Below are 22944 nucleotides of genomic sequence, written 5' to 3' on the forward strand. Positions count from 1 at the left end.
AACCAATTTACCATGATTAAACCTGAGTTAGGTATTATAGACTACCTCATTATCATCGCTGTATTGCTTACAACGCTGTTTTTGGGTTTACGATATGCCAAAAACCAAAGTACTACCCAATCGTACTTTGCGGCCAGGGGGCGTGTGCCGGCATGGGCTATCGGTATGTCATTACTGGCTACACTCATCAGCAGTGTTACCTTTTTGGGTTATCCCGGCGAAGGATTTTCATCTAACTGGATTTTATTAGTGCAGGGATTGATGGTGCCCGTAGTTCTGATGGGAACTATCTGGTTTATCGTGCCACTATTCAGGAAGGTAATTGGTTTAAGTACTTACGAATATTTTGAAAAGCGTTTTGGGCTCTTTGCCAGATATTACAGCTCCATTGCATTCGTGTTGCGGCAGTTCTCGGGCATGGGCACTGTTTTCTTTCTGTTGGCGGTGGCACTCAATAGCATGACAGGCGGTAATATGTATTTTATCATTGTACTGGTAGGTGCCATCATTATTGCGGTGAATTTATTGGGTGGCATGGAAGCCGTTATATGGCTCGATGTTTTTCAGGGCTTTATGCTTTTTGCCAGCGGTATATTGTGTTTGGTGGTCTTAATATTTTCTATAAAAGGTGGTGTACCCGAGATTTTAAAAGTAGCTTCAGCAAATGGCCGTGCCGGTTTTGGCCCATACGATATCGATTTTAAACGGCTCACCTTTATTGTGATGGCTATTAACGGTATGTTTTATGCCATCCAAAAATACGGTACCGACCAAACCGTAGTACAGCGTTATTTAACGGCTAAAACAGACAAGGCAGCTATCAGGGCTTCGTTGTTGGGTATATCACTTACCGTGCCGGTTTGGATGTTGTTTATGTTTATTGGTACCTGTCTGTTTGTTTATTATCAACAAAACGCTTTGCCGGCCGGATTAAACCCAAATGCAATTTTCCCGCATTTTATCATGACCGAACTTCCCACCGGCGTAATCGGCTTTATTTTATCGGCCATGGTTTCGGCGGCGATTTGCAGTTTAAGCGCAGATTTAAACTCGCTTGCAGCAGTTGGTATCGAAGATTATTATAAAAAACTTTTCCCCGGTAAGTCAGACAAAAGCTATCTGGATGCCAGTAAGTGGATGATCTTTGTTTCAGGTGCCATTGCCATCACTATTGGTGGCATTTATATTAATATCGGTAACGAAGGTATTTTGGGCATCATATTTACGCTATACGCGATATTTTCCGGCGGCATTGTAGGTATATTCCTGTTAGGATTGTTCAGCGCGAGGGCTAACCGCCAGGGCATCAATATTGCTATCGTAGTTTGTATCTGCTTTACGGCTTATGCATTTTTGACATCAACACCGATTGGTACGGGCACCAACAAAACCGTTTTGCTCGACTTGGGAAAGTTCAATTTTACACACAACAAACTTATGTTAGGTGTTTACAGCCACCTGGTGGTTATCTTTGTAGGTTACATAGCGAGTCTGTTTTTCCCGAAACCGGTGTTAGATCGTAACTTACTTTACAGCGGCTGGCGAGAAGGCAGACGCGAGGAGCGAGAGCAGGATAAGCAACTGGCCAATTCGTAAGCGCTATTCAAGTTCGCCTTTTTACCTTAAATTCTTCCATCCACACAGTTACTAATAATAGGCTAAATCAAGCTTCTTTTTGTATTTTTTCCTCTGCTAACTCCATATCTTCCTGTGTAGCTTCGGGTTCTTCATTAATTAATTCGGCTCTCGGATCAAACTGCAGTTCTACGCAAATCGGAAAGTGATCAGAGCCACAATTATTTAAAGTACAAATGCTTTTCAGACTAAAATCGGATGAGCAGAATATATGATCTAACGGAAAACGCAGAAAGAAGTATTTTGCATTAAAGCTATTAAAAAAGCCGCGGCCTTTTCGTGGATCGAGCAAACCGCTGGTTTTTGAAAATAATTCTGTAGTGTAACTCCAAGCTACGTCGTTCAGGTCGCCGGCAACTATAACCGGGATAGGGCTGTTTTTGGCTTTCTGGCCTACCAGTAATATTTCGCGGTCGCGCTCGGTTGATGTCGGACTTTCCTGAGGTACTGGCGGCTTTGGATGAAGGCAGTACAGTTTTACCTGTTGCCCTGATAGCAAGCTTACATTAACTTCAATGGACGGAATATCATTTTCTACCAGATACTGAACAGCGCCATCGGCTAGCTGGAGGCGGGAGTAAAGCATCATTCCGTAAGTATTCTCCAACGGCTCTTTAATCTGATAGGGGTAGGCAGCTTCAATGTTTCTCATCTGTGCTTCCCACCATCGGTTGGTTTCAACCATCAGCACCAGATCCGGACTGCAGTCTTTAATTAATTGATGGTAAGCGGCTGAGTTTTGATTATCCTGAAAAACGTTGGCCACCAGAAGTTTAATATTATTCCGGGTACTGTTTGTATTTATACTTTTTACCAGTTGCTTAGGTGCTAATGGCGTAAAAGGGTATATTTTTACGCACAAGTAAATTAAGTTTAATGTGAGTGCGGCTGCGAGTGCGGTATCTTTGAAATTAGCAGGAAAATAAAAAATAAGCATCACTGCTAACAGTAATGCGTTCAAAATAAGCTTTTGCAGGCGCGGATATTCAAATACCCTGAAAACCCAATAATCATTACGAATGAGAGGGATGGCGGTAGATAAGATAATAAATAAGCTTAGGTAGAAGGTAATATGATAGACTAACAACGGCAAAACTTTGTAAAATTTTTAAGCCGCAATATGTTCAATTAACTTTAATTAAATCCTAATTTATTTCTAATAATATATTAGTTTGCCTTACATGCAACGAGCACTTAATGTATATTACTTAAACCACTGCCTTAATTGACGCTCGAAATCTGACTGGTTTTGATTGGTTACCTGAAAACGGCCTAATTCGAAAACTTTACTGGTACGATTAACTTTTTGGGCGTGGGTAGTAAAGCCGGCAGATAGATGATTTTCTTTCATTACCTGCAAAGTGTCATCGTTAAAGTTGCCGTACGGATAGGCTGCAATATTGACGATTTGTTTCAACTGCTGTTCTAATGCAGTTTTGCAATTTAGCAGCTCTTTCTGCTGATTTGCTCTACCATGATAGGCCAGAGCAGGATGCGACATGGTGTGAATGCCTGCTTTAAATAGCGGATTGTCAGTTAGATGTTTTAATTGCGCAGCACTCATGGCTTTATCACTTGACGACATCGTTGCGGGGTGATCTATAGATGCGGTTAATTGGTCAAGGCAGCTGGTAATTTCATTAATCAGTAAAGGTTGTAAAAAGGCCCAAAGCGCCATATATATTTCGCAACGTTCAGTAGGATAAGGTTGGTTCCAGATCCAAAGTCTAAGATTCTCTGCGTCAGTGTTAATTGTTCTTGCTTTAACCCGTCGATTAAATATCTTTTTACCGGTATCCACTTTAATGTATTCTGGTAGTTCGACAGAGAAAAGAATCAGCGTCAACAGTTCATCCCACCAAAATGCTCGTTGTGTATCGAGGTAATAGGGCGGGATAAAAAAAGTTGCCGGGCAGTTATAGTTTTCCAGCAGTGGTTTAGCATATACATAATTGTCAAGGTATCCATCATCAAAGGTGAGCGCAACCGTTTTGTTTTTGATTTTACCGTGCTTTCGCTGATAAAGTAATTCGTCTAAAGCAATTACCCGGTATTTTTTGCTCAGGACTTTTAGCTGCCCCTCAAACCTTTCAGGACTAACGGCTAATTGCCATGGATCGACAACTAAATTAGTAACGCGGTGGTACATCAGTACTACCGCATTACATCCAGTTTTAAAGTTTGCGAATAATTTAAACATTATACGGCATTGGTTAAGCTTTAAGTTTTCTGCATGCAGCGGTTATAATAACCTGATAGTGTGGATCATGACTATTTAAGGTTTCATCACTCAGCTCATATCTACCCATGCCGTATAAAAATGCTGTGGCAGCTAACACGTTGCCATGGGTATCTATCACAGCGGTACCGTCAAAATTTTCAGTTAACAGACGTGTTATTGATGCATCCGTGAAAGACCAGAACCAGTACTTTCCCCATTGGTCGTGGGCGATGTGGCTTATGCCTGGTACCGTTAAAAGTAGACTGCCACCGGGCTTCAATACCCGGTAACAGGTTTTTATAGCGTCAATGTAGTTATAAATGAGATGCAGAGTTTGCGTTAACACGATGCAATCAAAACTGTTATCAGGTAACATGGGTGCATTGCTCAAATCTCCAACAAATGTTGCCTTGGTATTGCTGTCGTCAATGTGCAAAATGTCGCTTTGTACCACATTGGTTAAACCGAATTTTAAAGTGTATTCGTTATCACCAATTTCTAAAACTCTCCCTTTGATTGCATGACTGTTTTGCGCCAGAAACTTTTCAATGTAAAAGCGGTCAACAGGGCCGCCCCGGTCATAGCCGAACTCAAGGCTAAATGGTGTGATCCGGTTTAGATCGCCAAGGTTTACGCGATTAATTGGCGGCCATATCACTTGATTAGAACCGCGTAGAAAGGCAGATTTGCATTTGCTTTTGAGAGCTTGCCACCCTTTTTTTGATAATAGTTTGATTAAAAGGAGCCTGTTATGCTCCGCAAGAATGCGCAATGACTCTTTTTGCTGCAACAGTTTTCTTAACGGTAGCTTTTCTAACATCAGGGCGCTTTCTATGGTATAATAGTTTTTCCAAAATCTTGTACCTATTGCTTTATGATCTTGTTCTGCATTTGGATCATTATCAAATCTGTCTAATACATGCAATGCACTATTAAGCATCAAAGAATGATTAAATGACATGTTGTCGCCGTGATGCATATAAGCTGCGATAAGCTGCTGGTGATGAATAACCGGATGTTTCTTTGCAATACGCAAGTACAGGTCGTAGTCCTCACAAGCTTTTAGGGTAACATCAAACTTAAACTGCTGCAGTACCCATTTGCGATACATTACAGTGGCATGCATGCCGATGTAATTGCCCTGTAGTAATTGTTGATACGGCGTTCGCTTCAACTCGATAGAAACAGTTACCGACGTCCCTTTGCCGGTATTGATTATCTGGTGTGCACCGTAAGCAAATGCCGCGTCATCATTGCCTGATAGGTAGCCGGCGTTTATGGAAAGTGCATTGTTGTAAAGCCAATCGTCTGCATCTAAAAATACCAGGTATTCGCCGGCTGCAATATCGATACCCTTGTTGCGGGCGGCAGATAGTCCTTGATTTGTCTGAAAAATATACTTGACGGATTGGTATCGCTCTATCACCGAGCGACTATCGTCTGTTGACCCATCGTCGATAACAATGACCTCAAAATTTAAATAAGATTGAGAAAGTACACTGTTAATAGCCGTTGAAAGATATTTGCCGTGATTATAATTTGTGATAATAACAGAAATTAATGGCAGAGAGGCATGGTGAAAATTGTGCTGTGTCATAAGGTTGGCGGCTATGGTGAACAATTGATAGAGCTGATACTTAATATATATAAGCTCTACATAAAATTTTGCTGAGTAAAGTTGTTTAAGAATTATCTGGTTCTTCTTTTTTAAATAAAATCAGTTTTCTCAGTTCGTCTTTAGCTAACCACGATAACAAATGTCCAATACCTTTTAAGATATGGGCATCAACATAAAAATTTAAAAGCCCGGTAATTTGCCTAAGTACAGGTTTGGTTTTTTTGATAGAATGCCAAAGGTCACTCGTTAATTGTAATGAATAGTAAGCATAATCTTTCCGAGCGTATAGTATCACCTCTTTTTGCCTATCAGGCGGCAGCAATGGTTTTGTGAGGCTGAATATTTTTTTGATATCGACAAAGTGTTCTCCGCTCAATAAGCTGTCGCTGGATATCGATGTTTTGTGTAGTCGGTACTCAGCAAACGTTTTAGGAAGAAAAACAATCGGAAAATGTTTAGATATAGTAACCCACATAAGCCAATCCTCGCCATAACGGGCGGCATAAAAGCTGCCAACTTTTTCGTAAACTTCACGTTTTACGGTTATAGATACGTATTGAATCAGGTTTAAGCGGGCTAACTTTAGCAGTGATTGCTCTAAAATTGCTGCGTCTTTTACAGGTTCAGCTCTTTCCGCAACAATATTTCCGTGTTCGTCTATGGTGCGCCACGCAGAATAAACAGCACCTGCTTCGGGAAGAAGATCAAACTCATTTTGTATACCAGCGTAATAGCCAGGCAAAACGCGGTCATCGCCATGCAGTAAATGAATGTACTTGCCGCGGGCGCGATTGATGCAGGTTTCAAAATTACGCAGGCTACCTACGTTTTCTTTCTGTCGGTAATAACTAACCCGGCCCTTGCCCACGGTTTCTACTAACCTTTGTACGTCATCATCTGTACTGCAGTCATCAATCACTTCTATCTGCATAATATCCGCGCCCAAGTCTTGCAGTAATACGCTATTTATGGTTTCTGTTAAGTATTTCGAACAATTATAAGCAGGAATCATTACCGACCACAGCACACGAGGTACGTCAATCCCGAGTGGAGCAATGATTGGTGGCGTTTGAGGTATTCTTTCTTGTGTTTCCATAATGAAAGCGTTATTCAGCCGCCGTAGGCAACGAGGTTGCTGGTGTTAAGGTTATAGGAAAGTTGGGGCGCACGCTTCCCCACCATTTGCCATACCAGTTAGTATCTTCCCGGTAATCGGCTACTTCAAAACTGAGGCACTCTTTGTAAGCAAACAGTTCTGTTGAGGTGTCTTCGACAAAGTATAATGAAAAGTAGTAGGCGCCGTCGTTTAAAAAGTTACCGGGAATCTGGCATTCGCCTTTTATGATGTCTTCATTGATGGTTAGATGGTTGGATGGAATATCAAAAATACATTCGCCGGAAACATTGAACAGTATAAGATCTGTAGTTAACCTTGTTACAGGTGTCATCGTTTTAAAGGAGAATTTAATCACAATCGGCGTCCTAATATCAAAAACCGCATCGTTGTGGGCCAACTGGGGTATGAGGTCAACACTTAATACCTTTATTCTGTCGGTACCGGGGGCTTGGTTTAAATTGTCAAATCTTTTGCTCCAACTGTTGGTTTGCAGCGTTTGCAGGTAACTCGTGGTCACGTCTTTTACGTTACCATTGGCTGCGACTTGGCCATTTTTTAACCACATTGCTTTGGTGCATAAATTGCCTATTGCCTGCAGATTATGGCTTACAAATATGATGGTACGTCCACTTTGATGAGTAGCATCATTCATCTTGCCGAGGCACTTTTTCTGAAATTCAGCATCTCCTACGGCTAAAACTTCATCAACTACTAAAATATCAGGTTCTAAATGCGCCGCAACAGAAAACGCCAGTCGTACGTACATGCCAGAAGAATAGCGCTTTACCGGGGTGTCTAAGAAATTTTCGACGCCCGAGAAGTCAACTATCTCATCAAACTTTTTTATAATTTCTCTTTTTGTCATGCCCAGCATGTGGCCACTGATGAAAATATTTTCGCGGCCGGTAAGCTCAGGATGAAATCCTGTACCTACCTCTAATAAACTGCTGATTTTTCCCTTACCTGATATACGTCCTTCAGTAGGTTTAATAATACGGGATAATATTTTTAAAAAGGTTGATTTTCCGGCACCGTTGTGTCCAATTATGCCAAAGGCTTCGCCTTGCCGTAATTCAAAATTTACATTGCGTAATGCCCATATCTCTTCTTTTGACTTGTCATTATTAGTACTGCGTTTAGTGATGTGTGTTTGCCACCACTGCTGCATATCACGCCGGAGTGATCCTGACCCAATGCTTCCCAACTGGTACAACTTTGAAATGTTCTCGGCCTTAATAACAATTTCAGACATAGTTATTTATAATACGTCCAGTAATTTATCGCCCATCTTATTGAACAGCAAAACGCCAGCAGTTACAATGATGGTCATAAACAGCACACTAAATGTAATGGCGTTGAGCGTACCATGATAGGTGCCAGTAAAGGCTGCTCTGAACAATTCGAACATAGATGATAACGGATTGAGCATTACTACCCAATTAACTTTTTGGGGAACAACAGATAATGTGAAAAAAACGGGCGTAACAAACATAAGTAGTCTGATAACTAATTGAGTTAAAGAAGTCAGATCACGGTACTTAGCTGTTAACACCGAAAAAATTAACCCTGCTCCAAAAGCAATACCCGACGTTATTACTACAGCAACCAACGCCAATGGCAGGGTGGAGGCATGAAAAGTTACCTGATTAGTAAGCGCGTAATAAGTAAATACTGAACCCAAAAGCAGTAATTGTACGCCGAATAAAAGTAACTGAAGTAATAAGGCTGAGAGGGCTACAATGACGCGTGGAAAGTATACCTTATTAAAAACGGCAGCATTTTGAGTAAATGTGCGTGATGTATTGGTAAAAATATCTGAAAACAGCGTCCACAAAGTAACACCAATCATATTAAACAGCATAGGCGGATAGCCATCAGTTTTTACACCAAGTATATTGTTGAATACAATAACAAATATACCCACCGTTAACAGAGGCTGAATCAGAACCCATAATGGTCCAAGTAAAGTTTGCTGATAGGCCCCCAAAAAGTCTTTTCGGGTTTGGCTCAACAATAAATCTTTGTAAAAATAAAGTTCTTTAAAATTTACAAACCATGAAGTTTTGCTGGTAATTTCCCATTCCCATTTTACTGATTTGGTCATGCTTAATTGATTTTATGCGTTAAACAATAAAATTGCCAGTGGTATTGTGACGCGAAATAATAAGGTCTTAAATAAATATATAAAAAAATAAGTGTAACTACAAGGTTGAAATTGTAGTTAAAGCTGGCGTAAGAGCATTGTTTTATAATAATAAACTATAGTTTAATAATATTTTTAATTATAATTAATATCTAAAAAAAATAGATTATATTTCCCAAAAGCATGAAAAGCATCAATCCTTAATCATCCTTGCTCCGAAAGCCGAAGGCATATACGCAAAAAAGGTTTAAAAGGATTTGCAAGCATTAAAAAAAATCAGTTTGATATGTTAGACGTTGGAATTTTATTAAAATGACGTTAACCTGGTTACAAAGTATGTTGAAATCTACGGAAAGACTGTATTGTAAAAGAATTAACGCACTATTGCCCATGCTACAGTTACTTTGCATTTAGCTGTAAGTTATGCGCCCGGCAAAGTGAAGTTTAAACGGATGAAAAGATTTAAGAAAAACTTACTTTCTTCGCTGCTTTTAGCATAGTCAAAATACTAACATAATTGAAATCTGATAAAAGCTTGAGCCGTGTTTCATAAGTTAATTAATGGACATCTTCATATATGGAGATGTGCCGGAGAAAAGTTTATTGATAAAATTATAGAAAGTTAATTTACAGCTTTGATTACTGCAAACTGAAATTATTAATGTGTTGTCAATAATTTTGTCTAAATGTCAGCTATAATATTTATAAAAAGCTCTGTTGCTTATAAAAGCGGAGAGGGAGGGATTCAAACCCCCGGTACCTTTAACAGTACACCTGATTTCGAATCAGGCACATTCGATCACTCTGACACCTCTCCGTTTGATAACACAATGCCTAAATCATCGTTGGTAATGATTATCTACAGCTAGATCGCGGCGCTAAAAGTAAGTCGATAACACAAGAAAAGCAAGATTGCCGGCTTCTTTATTGCAGTACCCAGCGTAAAGCCTTCGTTTATTGCGTCTTAATTTTAATGATTCAGGTTCTCGTGGTTTTCAATAAGCCTTAATGTGTATACCAAAAGTTTGTGTGCTTTAAGAAGCCGACCGATATACTATGAAAAAGCAAAAGCAGCCAACTCTGGCTGCTTTTGACTATATTAAACCAAGGTTCGGTTACTCGCTAATTGGCGGCTGATAGTATTTCAAAATTGCTGGCCACAATTTCTGTTTTATAACGTTTAATGTTTTCCGCATCTACAAACGCCTTGGTATGCAGCTTTCCCTGAACGAAAACTAAGTCGTCCATTTTTAAATCAAAGCGCTTTAGGGACGGATTAGTTTCCTCTACCCTGATCTGGTGCGTCTCTTCGTGGTCAGTATCTCCTTTGGCCGAATGAATGACTTCTTTGGTTACTACACTAAAATACAACCAGCGTTCTTGATTATAATTGTGTAACCGTGGTTCTTTAGAAATTTTCCCTGCCAGCATTACCTTATTAATTCCTGCGTTGGTATACATAATGTATCTGAATTTAGCTTTCCGTTTAGTAAACGTTTGTTTTGTTGCCTGAGTTAAGTACCTGCTTGCTTATTTTAATAATTGCATAGTTTATATCAAAACTATTCCGTATAACCGCCAATACTAATGTTTCAAAACTAAGCCGAATTGGTTTTCTTTCCAGCGTATTAATCCCAAATTGTGGTTGTGGTTTTTACGCAATATTTGATTGTTAAGACGCTTGTAAACCGTAACGGCAATAGGTGTATAGAATTGCAATTTTAGATATGTGTCGGGTTATATAGTAGTTTGAAGTATATAAGTGAGTTCAATAAGCGTGCATTTACATTCTAACTATTCAAATTAAAGCAAAAGGCCTACTTTTATATTTTAAAAACAGAACTATCAGTAAGCATTGAGCAGCAATCACTTTTTACGTTTATCAGAGTTATCCGGGCTCGTGTCTGAGGTTATGGAGCAGGTGTTTCAGGGCCGGGGCTTCTGGGTGATTGCCGACGTGACCAGCCATAGTTATAAACCTGGCAAAAATCATCATTATTTTGATCTGGTAGAGAAAGAGCCAGGTAGCAGCACTTTGCTGGCGAGGTTTTCGGCCAGGGCATGGAACGAGGGGTCTGATCAAATTGCAGTGTTTGAAGAAACTACTGGCCAGCGCTTCACCAACGATATTAACGTATTGTTACTGGTAAGTGTAAATTACCATGCAGCATTCGGACTGCAACTGGTTGTGCATAACATTGATGTCAACTTTACCTTAGGCACACTCGAAAAGCAAAAGCAAGCTAACCTGGCCCGTTTAGTCGATGAAAATCCTGACCATGTGCGCCTGGCAGACGGCGAGTACGTAACTTTTAACCAAGAATTGCATTTGCACAGCGTTTTACAGCGTTTAGCAGTAATTTCTTCCAGTACATCTGCCGGGTACGAAGACTTTCAGCATACGTTGCAAAACAACAAACAGGGTTATGCATTCACTGTCGATGCATATTTTACAGTAGTGCAAGGGGAAAACAATGCCCGTTACATTGTTGAGCAACTTATAGCTATTTACCGATCCGGTATAAATTATGATGCAGTAATCATTATCCGTGGCGGAGGTGCACAAACTGATTTGCTCTTGTTTGAACAGTATGCCATCGGCAAAGCCATTGCCCGCTTTCCGATTCCGGTTATTACTGGCATTGGTCACCAAAAAAATCAAACCGTTGCCGATTTAATGGCGCATACAGCCTTAAAAACACCAACGCAGGCAGCAGAGTTTATTATCGCACGTAACCGCGACTTTGCCGACTACATCAGCCTATTGCAAAATAGTATTGCCGTTAGGGCACAGCAACACGTATCTGCTTGCCAGCAAGAGGTCTATGTAATGCATCAAACGTTGCGGCAGGCAGCATACGCAAGCTTAAATACCGCTAACAATAAATTGCAGCGAAGGGGTAACGAACTTGCGCACATCGGCCAGATTAAATGTTTAGAAGAAAAGCTGCACTTAACTCACTTGTCTGACAGGTTTGCCAAACTACCAGATCAATTGTTATTTGAACGACAATGTGAGCTTGATACGCTGAATGCAAAATTGGGAAGTAACGTTTTTTCAAACCTCATTAACCATCGTCAGAGGTTAGAAATGCACGCGCTGGTGCTGCGACTACTATCGCCCGATAGTATCTTACGTAAAGGCTTTGCTATATTGAAGCTTAAAGATGATGTCATTGATCGTAGTAAAGCCATTAAAATTGGCGATGAAGTGCAAATCACCACCGCCGATGAACGTTTGACAGCAAATATAACCAACATAACAAAACATGACAGAGGATAAATTAACCTATGAGGCAGCCGCGGCCGAGCTCGCCGAAATAACAAAAGAGATGGAAGAGGACACGATAACGGTTGATGCGCTGTCGGCAAAAGTTAGACGGGGAGCCTACTTGGTTAACTGGTGTAAAGCTCGCTTAAAAAGTACTGAGGATGATATAAAAAGTATTTTGGGTGATTTAGAAAATCCTGTCGAATAGTTTCAAAACCTCAATTTGGCATCATAACAAGCATTAATGCGTCGATTAAAAAGATGTCTCAAAAGGGTAAGCAGCGGCTTAAATAAATTAGATAGTTGATGAAATTAAATAATTATGGAAAAAAGTAAGCGCTTTAGGTATGTAGCACTATTATAGCCGTAACAAATCGTGTTTTGAGCACGTAAAGGCGGTTTTATATCTATTGCTCAAAATTTATGTCTTTTCAGGATACGCCGCTTAACGAATCTTTGCTTGTTTCTAACATCGTTCAATTGGTTGAAGAGCAGGCTCGCTTAACGCCTGATGCAATTGCGTTAAAACATCATGATTCTTTTGTTTCGTATCAAAACTTAATTGAAAAGACAAATGCCTTGGCGGCTAACCTTATCCAACATAATGCGCAAGAACTTGTAATTGGTTTAAGCACCACCCGAAACATTCAGAGCATTATAGCCTTACTTGCCATATTAAAAGCAGGCAAAGCTTATCTGCCCTTAAATCCAAGCCAACCCACCTTAAGAAATACTGATATTATTAACGAAGCAGCTATTTTAAGCGTTATCGCTTCCGGTAGTGATTGTGATGTCTTTCGAGCATTAGGTTTAAAGGTAATTGATGGTGGTGCGCAAAGGCAAGCACCAACAGCGTTAAAATATCCAACGCCGTCATTAGCTTATGTGATGTATACTTCCGGATCAACCGGTAGGCCTAAGGGGGTGGCCGTAGCGCATCAGGCAGCTATCAATCTGCAGTTATGGATGCAAAGTAATCTTCAGATCATTGTGGGTGCAAAAACCCTGCAGTATACACCGCTTACCTTTGATGTATCTTTTCAGGAAATATTTTCGACTTTAACAACCGGCGGCACGTTGGTGCTTGTAGATGATGATATAAGGCTTGATCCTCGTCAATTGCTGGCTTTCCTGAACCAGGAAGCCATAAACCGGCTTTTCCTTCCTTTTGTAGCTCTGCACTATTTGACGGATGCTGCCGGCAAAGTCAATCTGTTTCCAGAAAGTCTGCAAGTAGTGGTTACTGCAGGCGAACAGTTAAAGGTAACACCACAGTTGAAACGGTTTTTTAAGGCGCTGCCTAACTGTATATTGCGTAATCAGTACGGGCCCACCGAGGCGCATATCATTGTAACCGACCTCATTTTAAGCGGCACCCCAGACCACTGGCCCGATTTACCCAATATTGGTAAGTCTATTAAAAATGTGACGATGGCCGTTTTAGACGATCATCAAAATTTTTTACCTGATGGGCAATCAGGCGAACTTTATATAGGCGGCGTATGCCTGGCGGAGGGTTACTGGAAACAGGAGGCGCTTACACAGGAAAAATTTATTACACTTCAACATCCTCAAATGGGCGCCATGCGCATGTACCGCACCGGAGACTTAGGCTTATATATGCCGGATGGTAATATTCAGTTTTTAGGACGCGTTGATCATCAGGTTAAAATTCGCGGCAATCGTGTTGAATTGGGCGAAATTGAGTCAGTGCTAAATGGCCTTCCCGAAGTAGAACAGGCAGTGGTGGTGGTCAAAAATAACATAGCAAACCAGCCTTATCTGGCTGCATATGTAGTTGCCGGCCAACAGGGTTTTAACATGAGTGGTTTACGTGAGGCTTTAACGCAGCGCCTGCCTGATTACATGATTCCGGCAACGTTTACAAAACTTGCCGACATGCCGTACAATGCCGCTGGCAAAGTAGATCGTAATGCCTTGCCGGACCCCTTACACACCAGGCCTGATCTTAATGTCGATTACCAGCAGCCTGAAACAGTTACAGAAGGAAACCTCGCCAAAATATGGTGTGATCTATTGCAGTTAGACAAGGTTGGGACTAACGATAATTTTTTTGATTTAGGCGGTAACTCTCTTTTAGCACTCAAATTGGTGGTGGAGATGCAGGACCGGTTCCACTATCAGACACCTGTAACCAAAATTTTCCAATTACTAACAATTAAAAAAATAGCGGCTTCTATAGATGGCAGTTATACACAGACAATTCCTGCTGTTGCAAAAGCGAAAAAACAAGTAGGTGGTGATATAGCTGTAATTGGCATAGCCGGAAGATTTCCGGGGGCCGATGATACCGACCAGCTTTGGGATTTACTTAAAGAAGGAAGAGAAGGCATCCGCTTTTTTGCAGAAAACGAATTGGACGCCAATGTCCCTCAACAAAAACGTAAAAGTCCAGATTACGTCAAAGCACGCGGTGTCATCAATCACGCCGATCAATTTGATGCGGAGTTTTTTAATATTAACCCTAAGCTTGCCGAGTTAATGGATCCGCAACAGCGGGTGTTTTTAGAAATAGCGTGGGAGGTGTTAGAAAGTACCGGGCACTTGCCAGGTATTTACCATGGCAAAACCGGGGTATTTGCCGGAACTGGAAACAATAGCTATTACCGTCGCAACGTATTATCAAATCCACATTTGGTTAGTAACGTTGGTAGTTTTCAGGTAATGGCTGCTAACGAAAAAGATTACATCAGCACACGTACAGCATATGAGTTAAATTTAAATGGCCCGGCGGTAACCGTGTTGGCGGCCTGTTCTACCTCGCTGGTGGCCGTGGCGCAGGCAGTAGAGAGCCTTCGCGCCGGTAAATGCGATGTAGCTATTGCCGGTGGTGTGGCAATTACTTCGCCCATTAATAGCGGTTATTTGTATAAAGATGGTGCTATGCTGAGCAACGATGGGCATTGCCGCCCTTTTGACGCCCATGCCGGCGGCACTACCTTTAGCGATGGCGCAGGGGTGGTGTTGTTGAAACCGAAGGAGGCTGCCGAACGCGATGGCGATTACATTTATGGCATCATTAAGGGCATTGGTTTAAATAACGATGGAGGTAGCAAGGGTAATTTTGCTGCGCCAAGCGCCGAAGGCCAGGCGGGCGCCATTGCCGCCGCTATTACCGATGCTGGCGTTGATCCTGGTGACATTAGTTACGTAGAAGCACATGGTACGGCTACCTACATTGGCGACCCTATGGAGATTGAAGGGCTCAAAATAGCTTTCGGTAAAAGCGAGGCAACAGGCTATTGCGGCTTAGGCTCAATAAAAAGCAATGTGGGCCATTTAACTGCTGCTGCCGGTGTAGCTGGTTTAATAAAAGTAGTGCTGGCTTTTAAGCATCAAAAGTTGCCGCCAACTATCAATTACCACCAGCTGAACCCCAATATATTGTTGGATAACTCGCCATTCTATATTAATAATACGCTTAGTGATTGGTACTCAACTAAGAAGCGCACGGCTGGAGTTAGTTCCTTCGGAGTGGGAGGCACCAATGCGCACGTCATTGTGGAGGAAGCAACTCAACCCAATGCTTCATCAGTAAGTAAAAGGCCTTTGCAACTGATAACTTGGTCTGCAAAAAACGAGGTCAGTTTAGGTGCTTATGCCGAACATTTGAGCATTTGGGCTGGTGAAAATGTAAACGAATCGCTTGCAGATGTAGCCTATACTTTGCAAACCAAGCGTAAGCATTTTAACCAAAGAAGCTTTGCCGTATTGGGTGACACCAGTGCACTGAGCAATCAACTAATTGAAGAGTATAGTCGTAATAAGCAAGGTGTTGACATTAAAAATAAGCAGCTTGCATTTGTTTTTCCGGGGCAGGATGCTAAATACCTACACATGTGCCGCGAGTTGTATGAATATGAGCCGGTATTTAAAAATGCAGTTGATGATTGCGCTAAATTATTTTTAACAGCGCTTGGTGAAGACATACGCAATATCATTTACCCCGCTGGCGGAGATGACAGGCTCAACCAAACCCAGTTTGCGCAGCCAGCGTTATTTACCATGAGTTATGCGATGGCTCAGCTATGGTTGAGCTGGGGCATCATGCCGACTGTAGTAATTGGGCATAGTATTGGCGAATTGGCAGCCGCTTATTTTGCCGGCGTACTTAGCCTTACCGACGCAGTTACGCTGGTGAGCGCCCGCGGCCGGCTAATTGCACAGATGCAAAGCGGTGCAATGCTGGCCGTTCGTGCACATGTTGATCAGCTAAAGCCACTGTTAGTTGATGGGGTAAGTTTGGCTGCGGTTAATGGGCCTAAAAATTGTGTATTGTCTGGCAGCAATGGGGATGTACAGGCTTTCGCTGCTCGACTGGACGCTTTAAGCATACCAGCGGTAATTATGCAGGCGCAGCATGCGTTTCATTCGCAAGCCTTAGCCGAGGCTGCCCAAAAGTTTGAGGAAGTGGTAACACAGGTTACTTTAAACGAGCCGGTGTTGCCGTTAATATCAACAGCCACAGGTAAGCGTTTAACAGCAAAAGAGGCTAAGGATCCTGCATATTGGTCGAGCCAGATAGTGAAGCCTGTTTTATTTGCCGATGCTATTGATACACTAATGGCGGAAGGTATACAGGTGGTGATAGAAACCGGTCCTAATCAAGTATGTTCTTCGTTGATAGCACAACAAGTTAATAACGTGGATGTACTAATTCTGCCATCTTCGCTCCAGCCTCAAAGGCAAGCATCGGCTTATATGCCTTTATTCAATTCATTAGGTAAACTGTGGCAGCATGGTATAGAGCCGGATTGGATCGCATTTTATAAGCACGAAAATCGTCGCAAAATAATTTTACCTACCTACGCTTTTAACCGGCAAAATTGCTGGGTAAATCCGCCAATAGATAGCAACGCGGAACAAAAAATTGATCAGCAACTAACAGGAGTATCGGTAAACGAAACTAAATTAAACAAGGTTATCCCACTGCAACAGCCGGCTGTTGCAGTAAATGATGCAGTTACGGCAGATGTGAAGCAACTGCTGCAAAACGGTGCCGGAGTAAGTATAAGCGATAGCCAGTGCGATACTAACTTTATTGATTTGGGCATCGACTCGTTGATGATGACTCAAATCAGGTTAACATTTCAGAAACATTTTGGTATCAATATTACGTTCAGGCAGTTTAATGCAGAGCTGTATACGTTAAATTTACTGACGGATTATTTGGTGAAAAACTTACCGGCTGACCGTTTGCAGCAATACCAGCCGCAAGTAAATCAGTCTATATCGCCGATCATTCAGGGTGATGATGCACTGTCGCAGATTAGTCGGCAATTGCAAGTACTCACCGAACAGGTGGCGGCGTTACAAAAAGGTGAAGCATATTTAGCACCTGTATTAAACAATACCAGCAAACAGGAAACACCGGCATCTCATAAATTATTGAGTTTAGATGAGCAAGCCGAGATTAAAAAGCCATTTGGTGCTACGGCGCGTATCGAGCGAACTAAAACCGAATTGAACAAAGTTCAGGCAGCCTTTCTACACAACTTTACCAAGGCGTACAACCAAAAAACAGCCGGTAGCAAAGCATATACGCAGCAGCATCGCAAGCATATGGCCGATCCGCGTGTTGTATCAGGTTTTAAACCGCAAACTAAGGAACTGACGTATTCGATCGTTGTCGAAAAATCAGAAGGCAGCCGTTTGTGGGACATTGACGGCAATGAATACATTGACGCACTAAATGGTTTTGGTTCAAATATGTTGGGCTACCAGCCCGAAATAATTAAAAACGCCATTACAGCACAGATACAGCTTGGCTATGAGATTGGTCCGCAACACAAACTGGCCGGCGAAGTAAGCGAATTACTTTGTGAATTTACCGGTTTTGACCGCTCGGCACTTTGCAATACCGGATCGGAGGCAGTACTTGGTGCTATGCGTATTGCGCGTACTGTAACTAACAGGTCTATCATCGTAGCCTTCACAGGCTCTTACCACGGCATTATTGACGAGGTTATTGTACGCGGAGCAAAAAATTTGCGTTCGTATCCGGCGGCGCCTGGCATCATGCCCGAGGCAGTGCAAAACATGTTGATACTCGATTATGGCACCGAACAAAGTTTGGATATCATCCGCTCGCGCGGCCACGAGATAGCGGCGGTGTTGGTAGAGCCAGTACAAAGCAGGCGCCCGGAATTTCAGCCGGTTGAATTTTTAAAGCAATTGCGGAACATTACGAGCCAAGCAGGTACCATATTGGTTTTTGACGAGGTGATAACCGGCTTTCGGATGCATTCCGGCGGTGCACAGGCATTGTTCGGCATTAAAGCTGATTTAGCCACTTACGGTAAGGTGATTGGCGGAGGGCTCTCTATAGGCGCCATTGCCGGTCACGCCCCCTTAATGGATGCGCTTGATGGGGGGTACTGGCAATATGGTGATGACTCCATGCCCGAAGCCGGCGTCACTTACTTTGCCGGGACATTTGTGAGGCACCCGCTGGCACTGGCGGCCGCCAAAGCCTCGTTGCTCTACTTCAAAGCAAAAGGCCCATCGCTGCAGAAAGGTTTAACAAATAGTACTACCTATCTGGCCAACGCCTTAAATGCCGTATGTAAACAGTATAAGTTGCCATTAACGGTAGCATATTTCGGATCTTTATGGAAAATTAAGTTTATTGAGGATGTACCTTATAGCGAGTTATTGTTTCATCTGATGCGTTTTAACGGTATACATATTTATGATGGCTTTCCGTGCTTTTTAACCGAAGCACATAGCCGCAAAGATATAGACCGAATTATTTCTGTTTTTAAAGAGTGTGTTCAAGTATTAATTAATGCTCAAGTATTTAAAACACTATTCCATAGCGAGTTGATGGAAACAGCAGAGCATCCGCCGGTTGAGGGTGCTGTGCTAGGTCGCGACCTGGAAGGAAGACCAGGCTGGTATACAAGCAATAAAGAGCAACCCGGCAAATATCTTCAGGTTATTATTTAGTTGATTGATGGATTTTCAAACCATAGATTATAATCCTTTTTCAGCACATCAACTCCAAAAGGTGGTGCCCTCAACAGAGCAGCAACTGGAGATATGGTCGTCTATATTATTTGGCGGAACTAAGGCCAGCTTAGCTTTTAACGAATCAATGACGTTGCGCTTAATTGGTCTTCTTAATGCAGAAGCATTGCAGCAAGCGTTTGCACAAGTATTGCACCGGCACGAATCGTTGCGCTTGGTATTCGCGCCTGATGGAAAGCAGCTTTGCATTTTTGAAAGCATTGAGTTCGATTTTCTGCATCAAGATATCAGCCATCATGATGCCAGTGCACAAGATGATTTTATCAAGATACATATTCAAAAAGATGTTAGTACACCATTTGATTTAGTGAACGGTCCGCTTTTTCGAATCGCTTTATTCAGTCGCTCAGCTACCCATCACGAAGTTGTGTTTACTATCCACCACATTGTTTGCGACGGTTGGTCGCTGGGGTTAATTAGTAAAGAGCTGAGCGACTTATACCGTGCTATTATTAACAGACAAATTTCCGTTTCACCTGAGCCGGCAGCTTTTAGTGATTATGCCATCCAGCAGATATTGGCGATTAACAACCGGGAACATGCAGGGGCAGAAGAGTTTTGGTTAAATCTGTACAAAGATGGCGTGCCGGTACTCAATTTACCTATCGATTACTCTCGTCCGCAAATCCGCACTTTTAGCAGTCGCCGTGCTGATTTTATGGTTGATGCTGAGGTAATCAATGGTTTGCGATCATTAAGCAAAGCATATAAATGCAGTTTCATTACCGTATTTATAGCCGCTTTTGAAAGTTTTTTATACCGCCTCACCGGACAGGCAGAAATTACATTAGGCTTGCCGGCTGCCGGACAACCGGCTACCGGCCAGCTAAATCTGGTAGGACATTGCGTAAACCTTTTGCCGCTCAGGGCAGTTATTGATGAAAAGCTGCATTTTGCCGAATACCTACAGCAACGGACAGTTGCAATATTAGATGCATTTGATCATCAGCAGGTTACTTTAGGTAGCCTTATTAAAAAGTTGAACATTAAACGTGATCCGTCTCGTGTACCGTTAGTGCCTGTTGCATTAAACGTTGATATGGGTTTCGATGATGGTGTTGAATTTGGTGATCTGAAGCATAGCTTTAGTACGAACGCGCGGGTTGCTGAAAATTTTGAAATTTTTATAAATCTTGCTGATACCCCAGACGGTCTGCAGTTGGAATGGTCTTACAATGCCCAATTGTTTAAGCCTCAAACCATCCGCCAAATGATGATGGGTTTTCAGACTTTGGTAAAACAGGTGTCTGAAAATCCACAATTGTTGTTAAAGCAAATAACTATTTCTGACCCTACAGTAAACAGAAGCAAGCCTGACCCCGATTATATAGTTACACCATACCCTGCGCAACCTCTTCACGATTTAATTGAGCAAACCGCTAACAAATTTCGTGATAAAATAGCCGTTATAGATAATAAAACATCAATTACGTATCAAACGCTAATACAGCGGGCAAATCGTCTGGTGCACGAGCTAGGCAGCCTTGGAATTGGCCTTGGTGACAGGGTAGCCATTTTGCTCGATCGATCTGTTGAGACTGTGGTTGCTTTACTGGCGGTCCTAAAAGCCGGTGCCGCCTATGTTCCACTGGATAGTATTTTTCCGGCCGAGCGGTTGAACTATATGTTGGAAGATTCGGGTGCAAGGTTGTTAATTACACAAACCGGTCTTTTTGAAGCGCTGTCGTTTAGTGGTCAGTATCTTGATATCGAGAAAGTTGACTGGACGAAGAACGTGCTGCCGCCGTCTGTAAAAATTTCTAATTATAGTTTGGCCTACATTATTTATACCTCAGGATCAACGGGTAAACCTAAAGGTGTTGAAGTAGAACATCGCAGCTTAGTTAACTTTTTGTATAGCATGCAACAAGAGCCGGGTATAAGCGTTGCTGATAAATTGCTGGCTGTAACAACTATCTCATTTGATATTGCTGCCCTCGAATTATTTCTGCCGCTTTTAGCGGGGGCACAAGTTGTATTAGCCAGTGTGAGCGCGGCAAAAGACAGTAAAGCTTTGCTGAGCTTGATTACGCAGCACAAGATTACTATCATGCAAGCTACTCCTGCTACCTGGAAAATGATGTTGATTGCAGGATGGGATACAGCACAACCAATTAAGGCCTTGTGCGGCGGAGAAGCTTTAAGCAAATTACTGGCTATGGAACTGCTTGATAAATGCAGCGAACTCTGGAATATGTATGGCCCTACTGAAACAACTGTTTGGTCGGCTGTAAAGCAGGTCCAAAAGCAAGACAGCATTATCACTATTGGCAAAGCCATCAACAATACACAGATCTTTATTCTGGGTGAAAATGGAAACCGAGTTGCAACAGGGCAGGCGGGTGAAATTTGTATCAGTGGTGAGGGGGTAGCTCGCGGTTATCATCAGAGATCCGAGTTAACGTCCAAAAAGTTTGTAACTAATAGAACGCTGAGCCAAACACGCATTTACAGAACCGGTGATTTAGGTAAGGTTGACAATAGCGGAGATTTGATTTGCCTGGGGCGGGTCGACTTTCAGGTTAAAGTGCGTGGATATCGTATTGAGGTTGAAGAAATAGAGTCGCACTTGCTGCAGTTGCCTTTCATTGAGGGTGCTGTTGTTATGGCTGTTGATGACCGCTTGGTTGGATACGCGACGGTAAAAAATCGTTTGGGCGATGATGACCGGTTAGTGGCTTTATGTAAGGAGCATCTTAAAAAATGGTTGCCAGCCTATATGGTGCCGTCTGATATCATCATTATCACCTCATTTCCGCTTACGCCTAATGGTAAAACCGATCGTAATGCGTTGATAAGCAAGAATCCACTGTATAGCGAAGCACATAATGTAACGGCTGAACCTCAAAATTCTACAGAGGATATGCTGGTAACGCTGTGGAATAAATTGCTGCATATAAATACCATAGGCCTTCACGATGATTTTTTTGAAAAGGGTGGTCACTCTCTTTTAGCCGCACAGATGGTTGCAGAGGTTGAAAAAACAACCGGTACACATGTTCCGCTAGCCATGCTCTTTAAATATCCAACTATTAAAGGCTTAGCTTTATACTTAACAAAAAATAAAGCAGAAGAGGTACAGGGCTCGTTAGTAACCATTAAATCAACAGGTAGTAAACCTCCTGTTTTTATTGTACATGGCTACGGGTTAAACGTTCACATGTTTAATTTTTTAGCCCAGGCCATGGATGATGAGCAACCAGTTTACGCACTACAGGCTAAAGGGCTTAACGGCTTAGATGAGCCGGCAGATGACCTAGCTAAACTAGCTGAATATTACGTGAGCGAAATTATAAAGGTGTGGCCGGCCGGCCCTTTAGCTTTAGGCGGCTATTCGTTAGGCGGCAGTATCGCATTAGAGTTGGCTAAACAATTACAGGCAGCCGGCAGAACAATTACGCTGCTGGCGATGATAGATGCTTATGCCGAAGTAACCTTTTTACAAGAAGATAGATACAAGGCGGTTGTCAGTAAACTACTGAGGCAATTGGGAAAGTTAAAATTTGTAGCGCAGTCATTATTACAAGATCCGTTGAAAACCATCCGGTACCAAACAACCATCATTAAAAGTCATTTCCACCGGTGGTTAGGCTTTGGTGAGCATGAACATACCGTGCATTCACCGCTGATTGATGAGATTTACATTAAATTAGATAAAGCACTCCAAAATTATAAACTGACGCCTTACAACGGACGGGTGGCGGTTTTTAAAGCTAAAACGCGCGCTTACTACGTACCCGACAGCAAATACCTGGGCTGGAAATCATTTGCCAAACAAGGCATCAAAGTATATGAGATTCCGGGTGATCACCAAACAATGTTAACCGGGAACAATGCCCTGTTACTGGCCCAGGGGCTGCAAGCGGCACTGGACAACGAAATCAATTAA

Annotated in this window: 12 protein-coding genes and 1 tRNA gene; 5 read left to right on the forward strand and 8 right to left on the reverse strand. The window is 42.2% G+C overall.

Features of this window, described 5'->3' with window-relative positions:
* The first annotated feature begins 12 nt into the window (after nucleotides 1-12).
* Complete coding sequence (locus AAGR14_RS09765; protein ID WP_342648404.1) at nucleotides 13-1596, forward strand: sodium:solute symporter; 1584 nt, start codon at nucleotides 13-15, stop codon at nucleotides 1594-1596.
* 67 nt (nucleotides 1597-1663) lie between these two features.
* On the opposite strand, the gene AAGR14_RS09770 is transcribed toward AAGR14_RS09765, so the two are convergent.
* The 8 genes from AAGR14_RS09770 to AAGR14_RS09805 all read right to left on the reverse strand — a co-directional run bounded on the left by AAGR14_RS09770 (nucleotide 1664) and on the right by AAGR14_RS09805 (nucleotide 10195).
* A complete protein-coding gene (locus AAGR14_RS09770; RefSeq protein ID WP_342648405.1) occupies nucleotides 1664-2728 on the reverse strand; it encodes an endonuclease/exonuclease/phosphatase family protein in 1065 nt (354 codons plus the stop codon).
* Nucleotides 2729-2839: 111 nt separating this feature from the next.
* Entirely contained in the window at nucleotides 2840-3835 is a 996-nt protein-coding gene (locus tag AAGR14_RS09775) for a polysaccharide deacetylase family protein (protein ID WP_342648406.1), read from the reverse strand.
* A 13-nt stretch (nucleotides 3836-3848) separates the two neighbouring features.
* Nucleotides 3849-5453: a glycosyltransferase gene (locus tag AAGR14_RS09780; protein WP_342648407.1), complete on the reverse strand. Its 1605-nt coding sequence runs from the start codon at nucleotides 5451-5453 to the stop codon at nucleotides 3849-3851.
* A gap of 85 nt (nucleotides 5454-5538) precedes the next feature.
* On the reverse strand, nucleotides 5539-6570 hold the full coding sequence (locus AAGR14_RS09785; RefSeq protein ID WP_342648408.1) for a glycosyltransferase: 1032 nt from the start codon (nucleotides 6568-6570) through the stop codon (nucleotides 5539-5541).
* Between the two features lie 10 nt (nucleotides 6571-6580).
* A complete protein-coding gene (locus AAGR14_RS09790; RefSeq protein ID WP_342648409.1) occupies nucleotides 6581-7843 on the reverse strand; it encodes an ABC transporter ATP-binding protein in 1263 nt (420 codons plus the stop codon).
* 6 nt (nucleotides 7844-7849) lie between these two features.
* Nucleotides 7850-8695 carry an ABC transporter permease gene (locus tag AAGR14_RS09795; protein ID WP_342648410.1) on the reverse strand — a complete coding sequence of 282 codons (846 nt, stop codon included), beginning with the start codon at nucleotides 8693-8695 and terminating at the stop codon, nucleotides 7850-7852.
* Between the two features lie 769 nt (nucleotides 8696-9464).
* Nucleotides 9465-9551 (reverse strand) — tRNA-Ser (locus tag AAGR14_RS09800).
* A 305-nt stretch (nucleotides 9552-9856) separates the two neighbouring features.
* On the reverse strand, nucleotides 9857-10195 hold the full coding sequence (locus tag AAGR14_RS09805) for a single-stranded DNA-binding protein (protein ID WP_342648411.1): 339 nt from the start codon (nucleotides 10193-10195) through the stop codon (nucleotides 9857-9859).
* 394 nt (nucleotides 10196-10589) lie between these two features.
* On the opposite strand from AAGR14_RS09805, the gene xseA reads away from it, so the two are divergent.
* The 4 genes from xseA (at nucleotide 10590) to AAGR14_RS09825 (ending at nucleotide 22944) form a co-directional block, all read left to right on the forward strand.
* Nucleotides 10590-12017: an exodeoxyribonuclease VII large subunit gene (xseA, locus tag AAGR14_RS09810; RefSeq protein ID WP_342648412.1), complete on the forward strand. Its 1428-nt coding sequence runs from the start codon at nucleotides 10590-10592 to the stop codon at nucleotides 12015-12017.
* A complete protein-coding gene (gene xseB, locus AAGR14_RS09815) occupies nucleotides 12004-12213 on the forward strand; it encodes an exodeoxyribonuclease VII small subunit (protein WP_342648413.1) in 210 nt (69 codons plus the stop codon). The genes xseA and xseB overlap by 14 nt, the downstream gene beginning before the upstream one ends.
* 215 nt (nucleotides 12214-12428) lie before the next feature.
* Nucleotides 12429-18974 (forward strand): amino acid adenylation domain-containing protein, encoded by a 6546-nt coding sequence (locus AAGR14_RS09820; RefSeq protein WP_342648414.1) that lies wholly within the window; start codon nucleotides 12429-12431, stop codon nucleotides 18972-18974.
* A 7-nt stretch (nucleotides 18975-18981) separates the two neighbouring features.
* Nucleotides 18982-22944 (forward strand): amino acid adenylation domain-containing protein, encoded by a 3963-nt coding sequence (locus AAGR14_RS09825; RefSeq protein WP_342648415.1) that lies wholly within the window; start codon nucleotides 18982-18984, stop codon nucleotides 22942-22944.

Source organism: Mucilaginibacter sp. CSA2-8R (assembly GCF_038806765.1).
Classification (GTDB): Bacteria; Bacteroidota; Bacteroidia; order Sphingobacteriales; family Sphingobacteriaceae; genus Mucilaginibacter.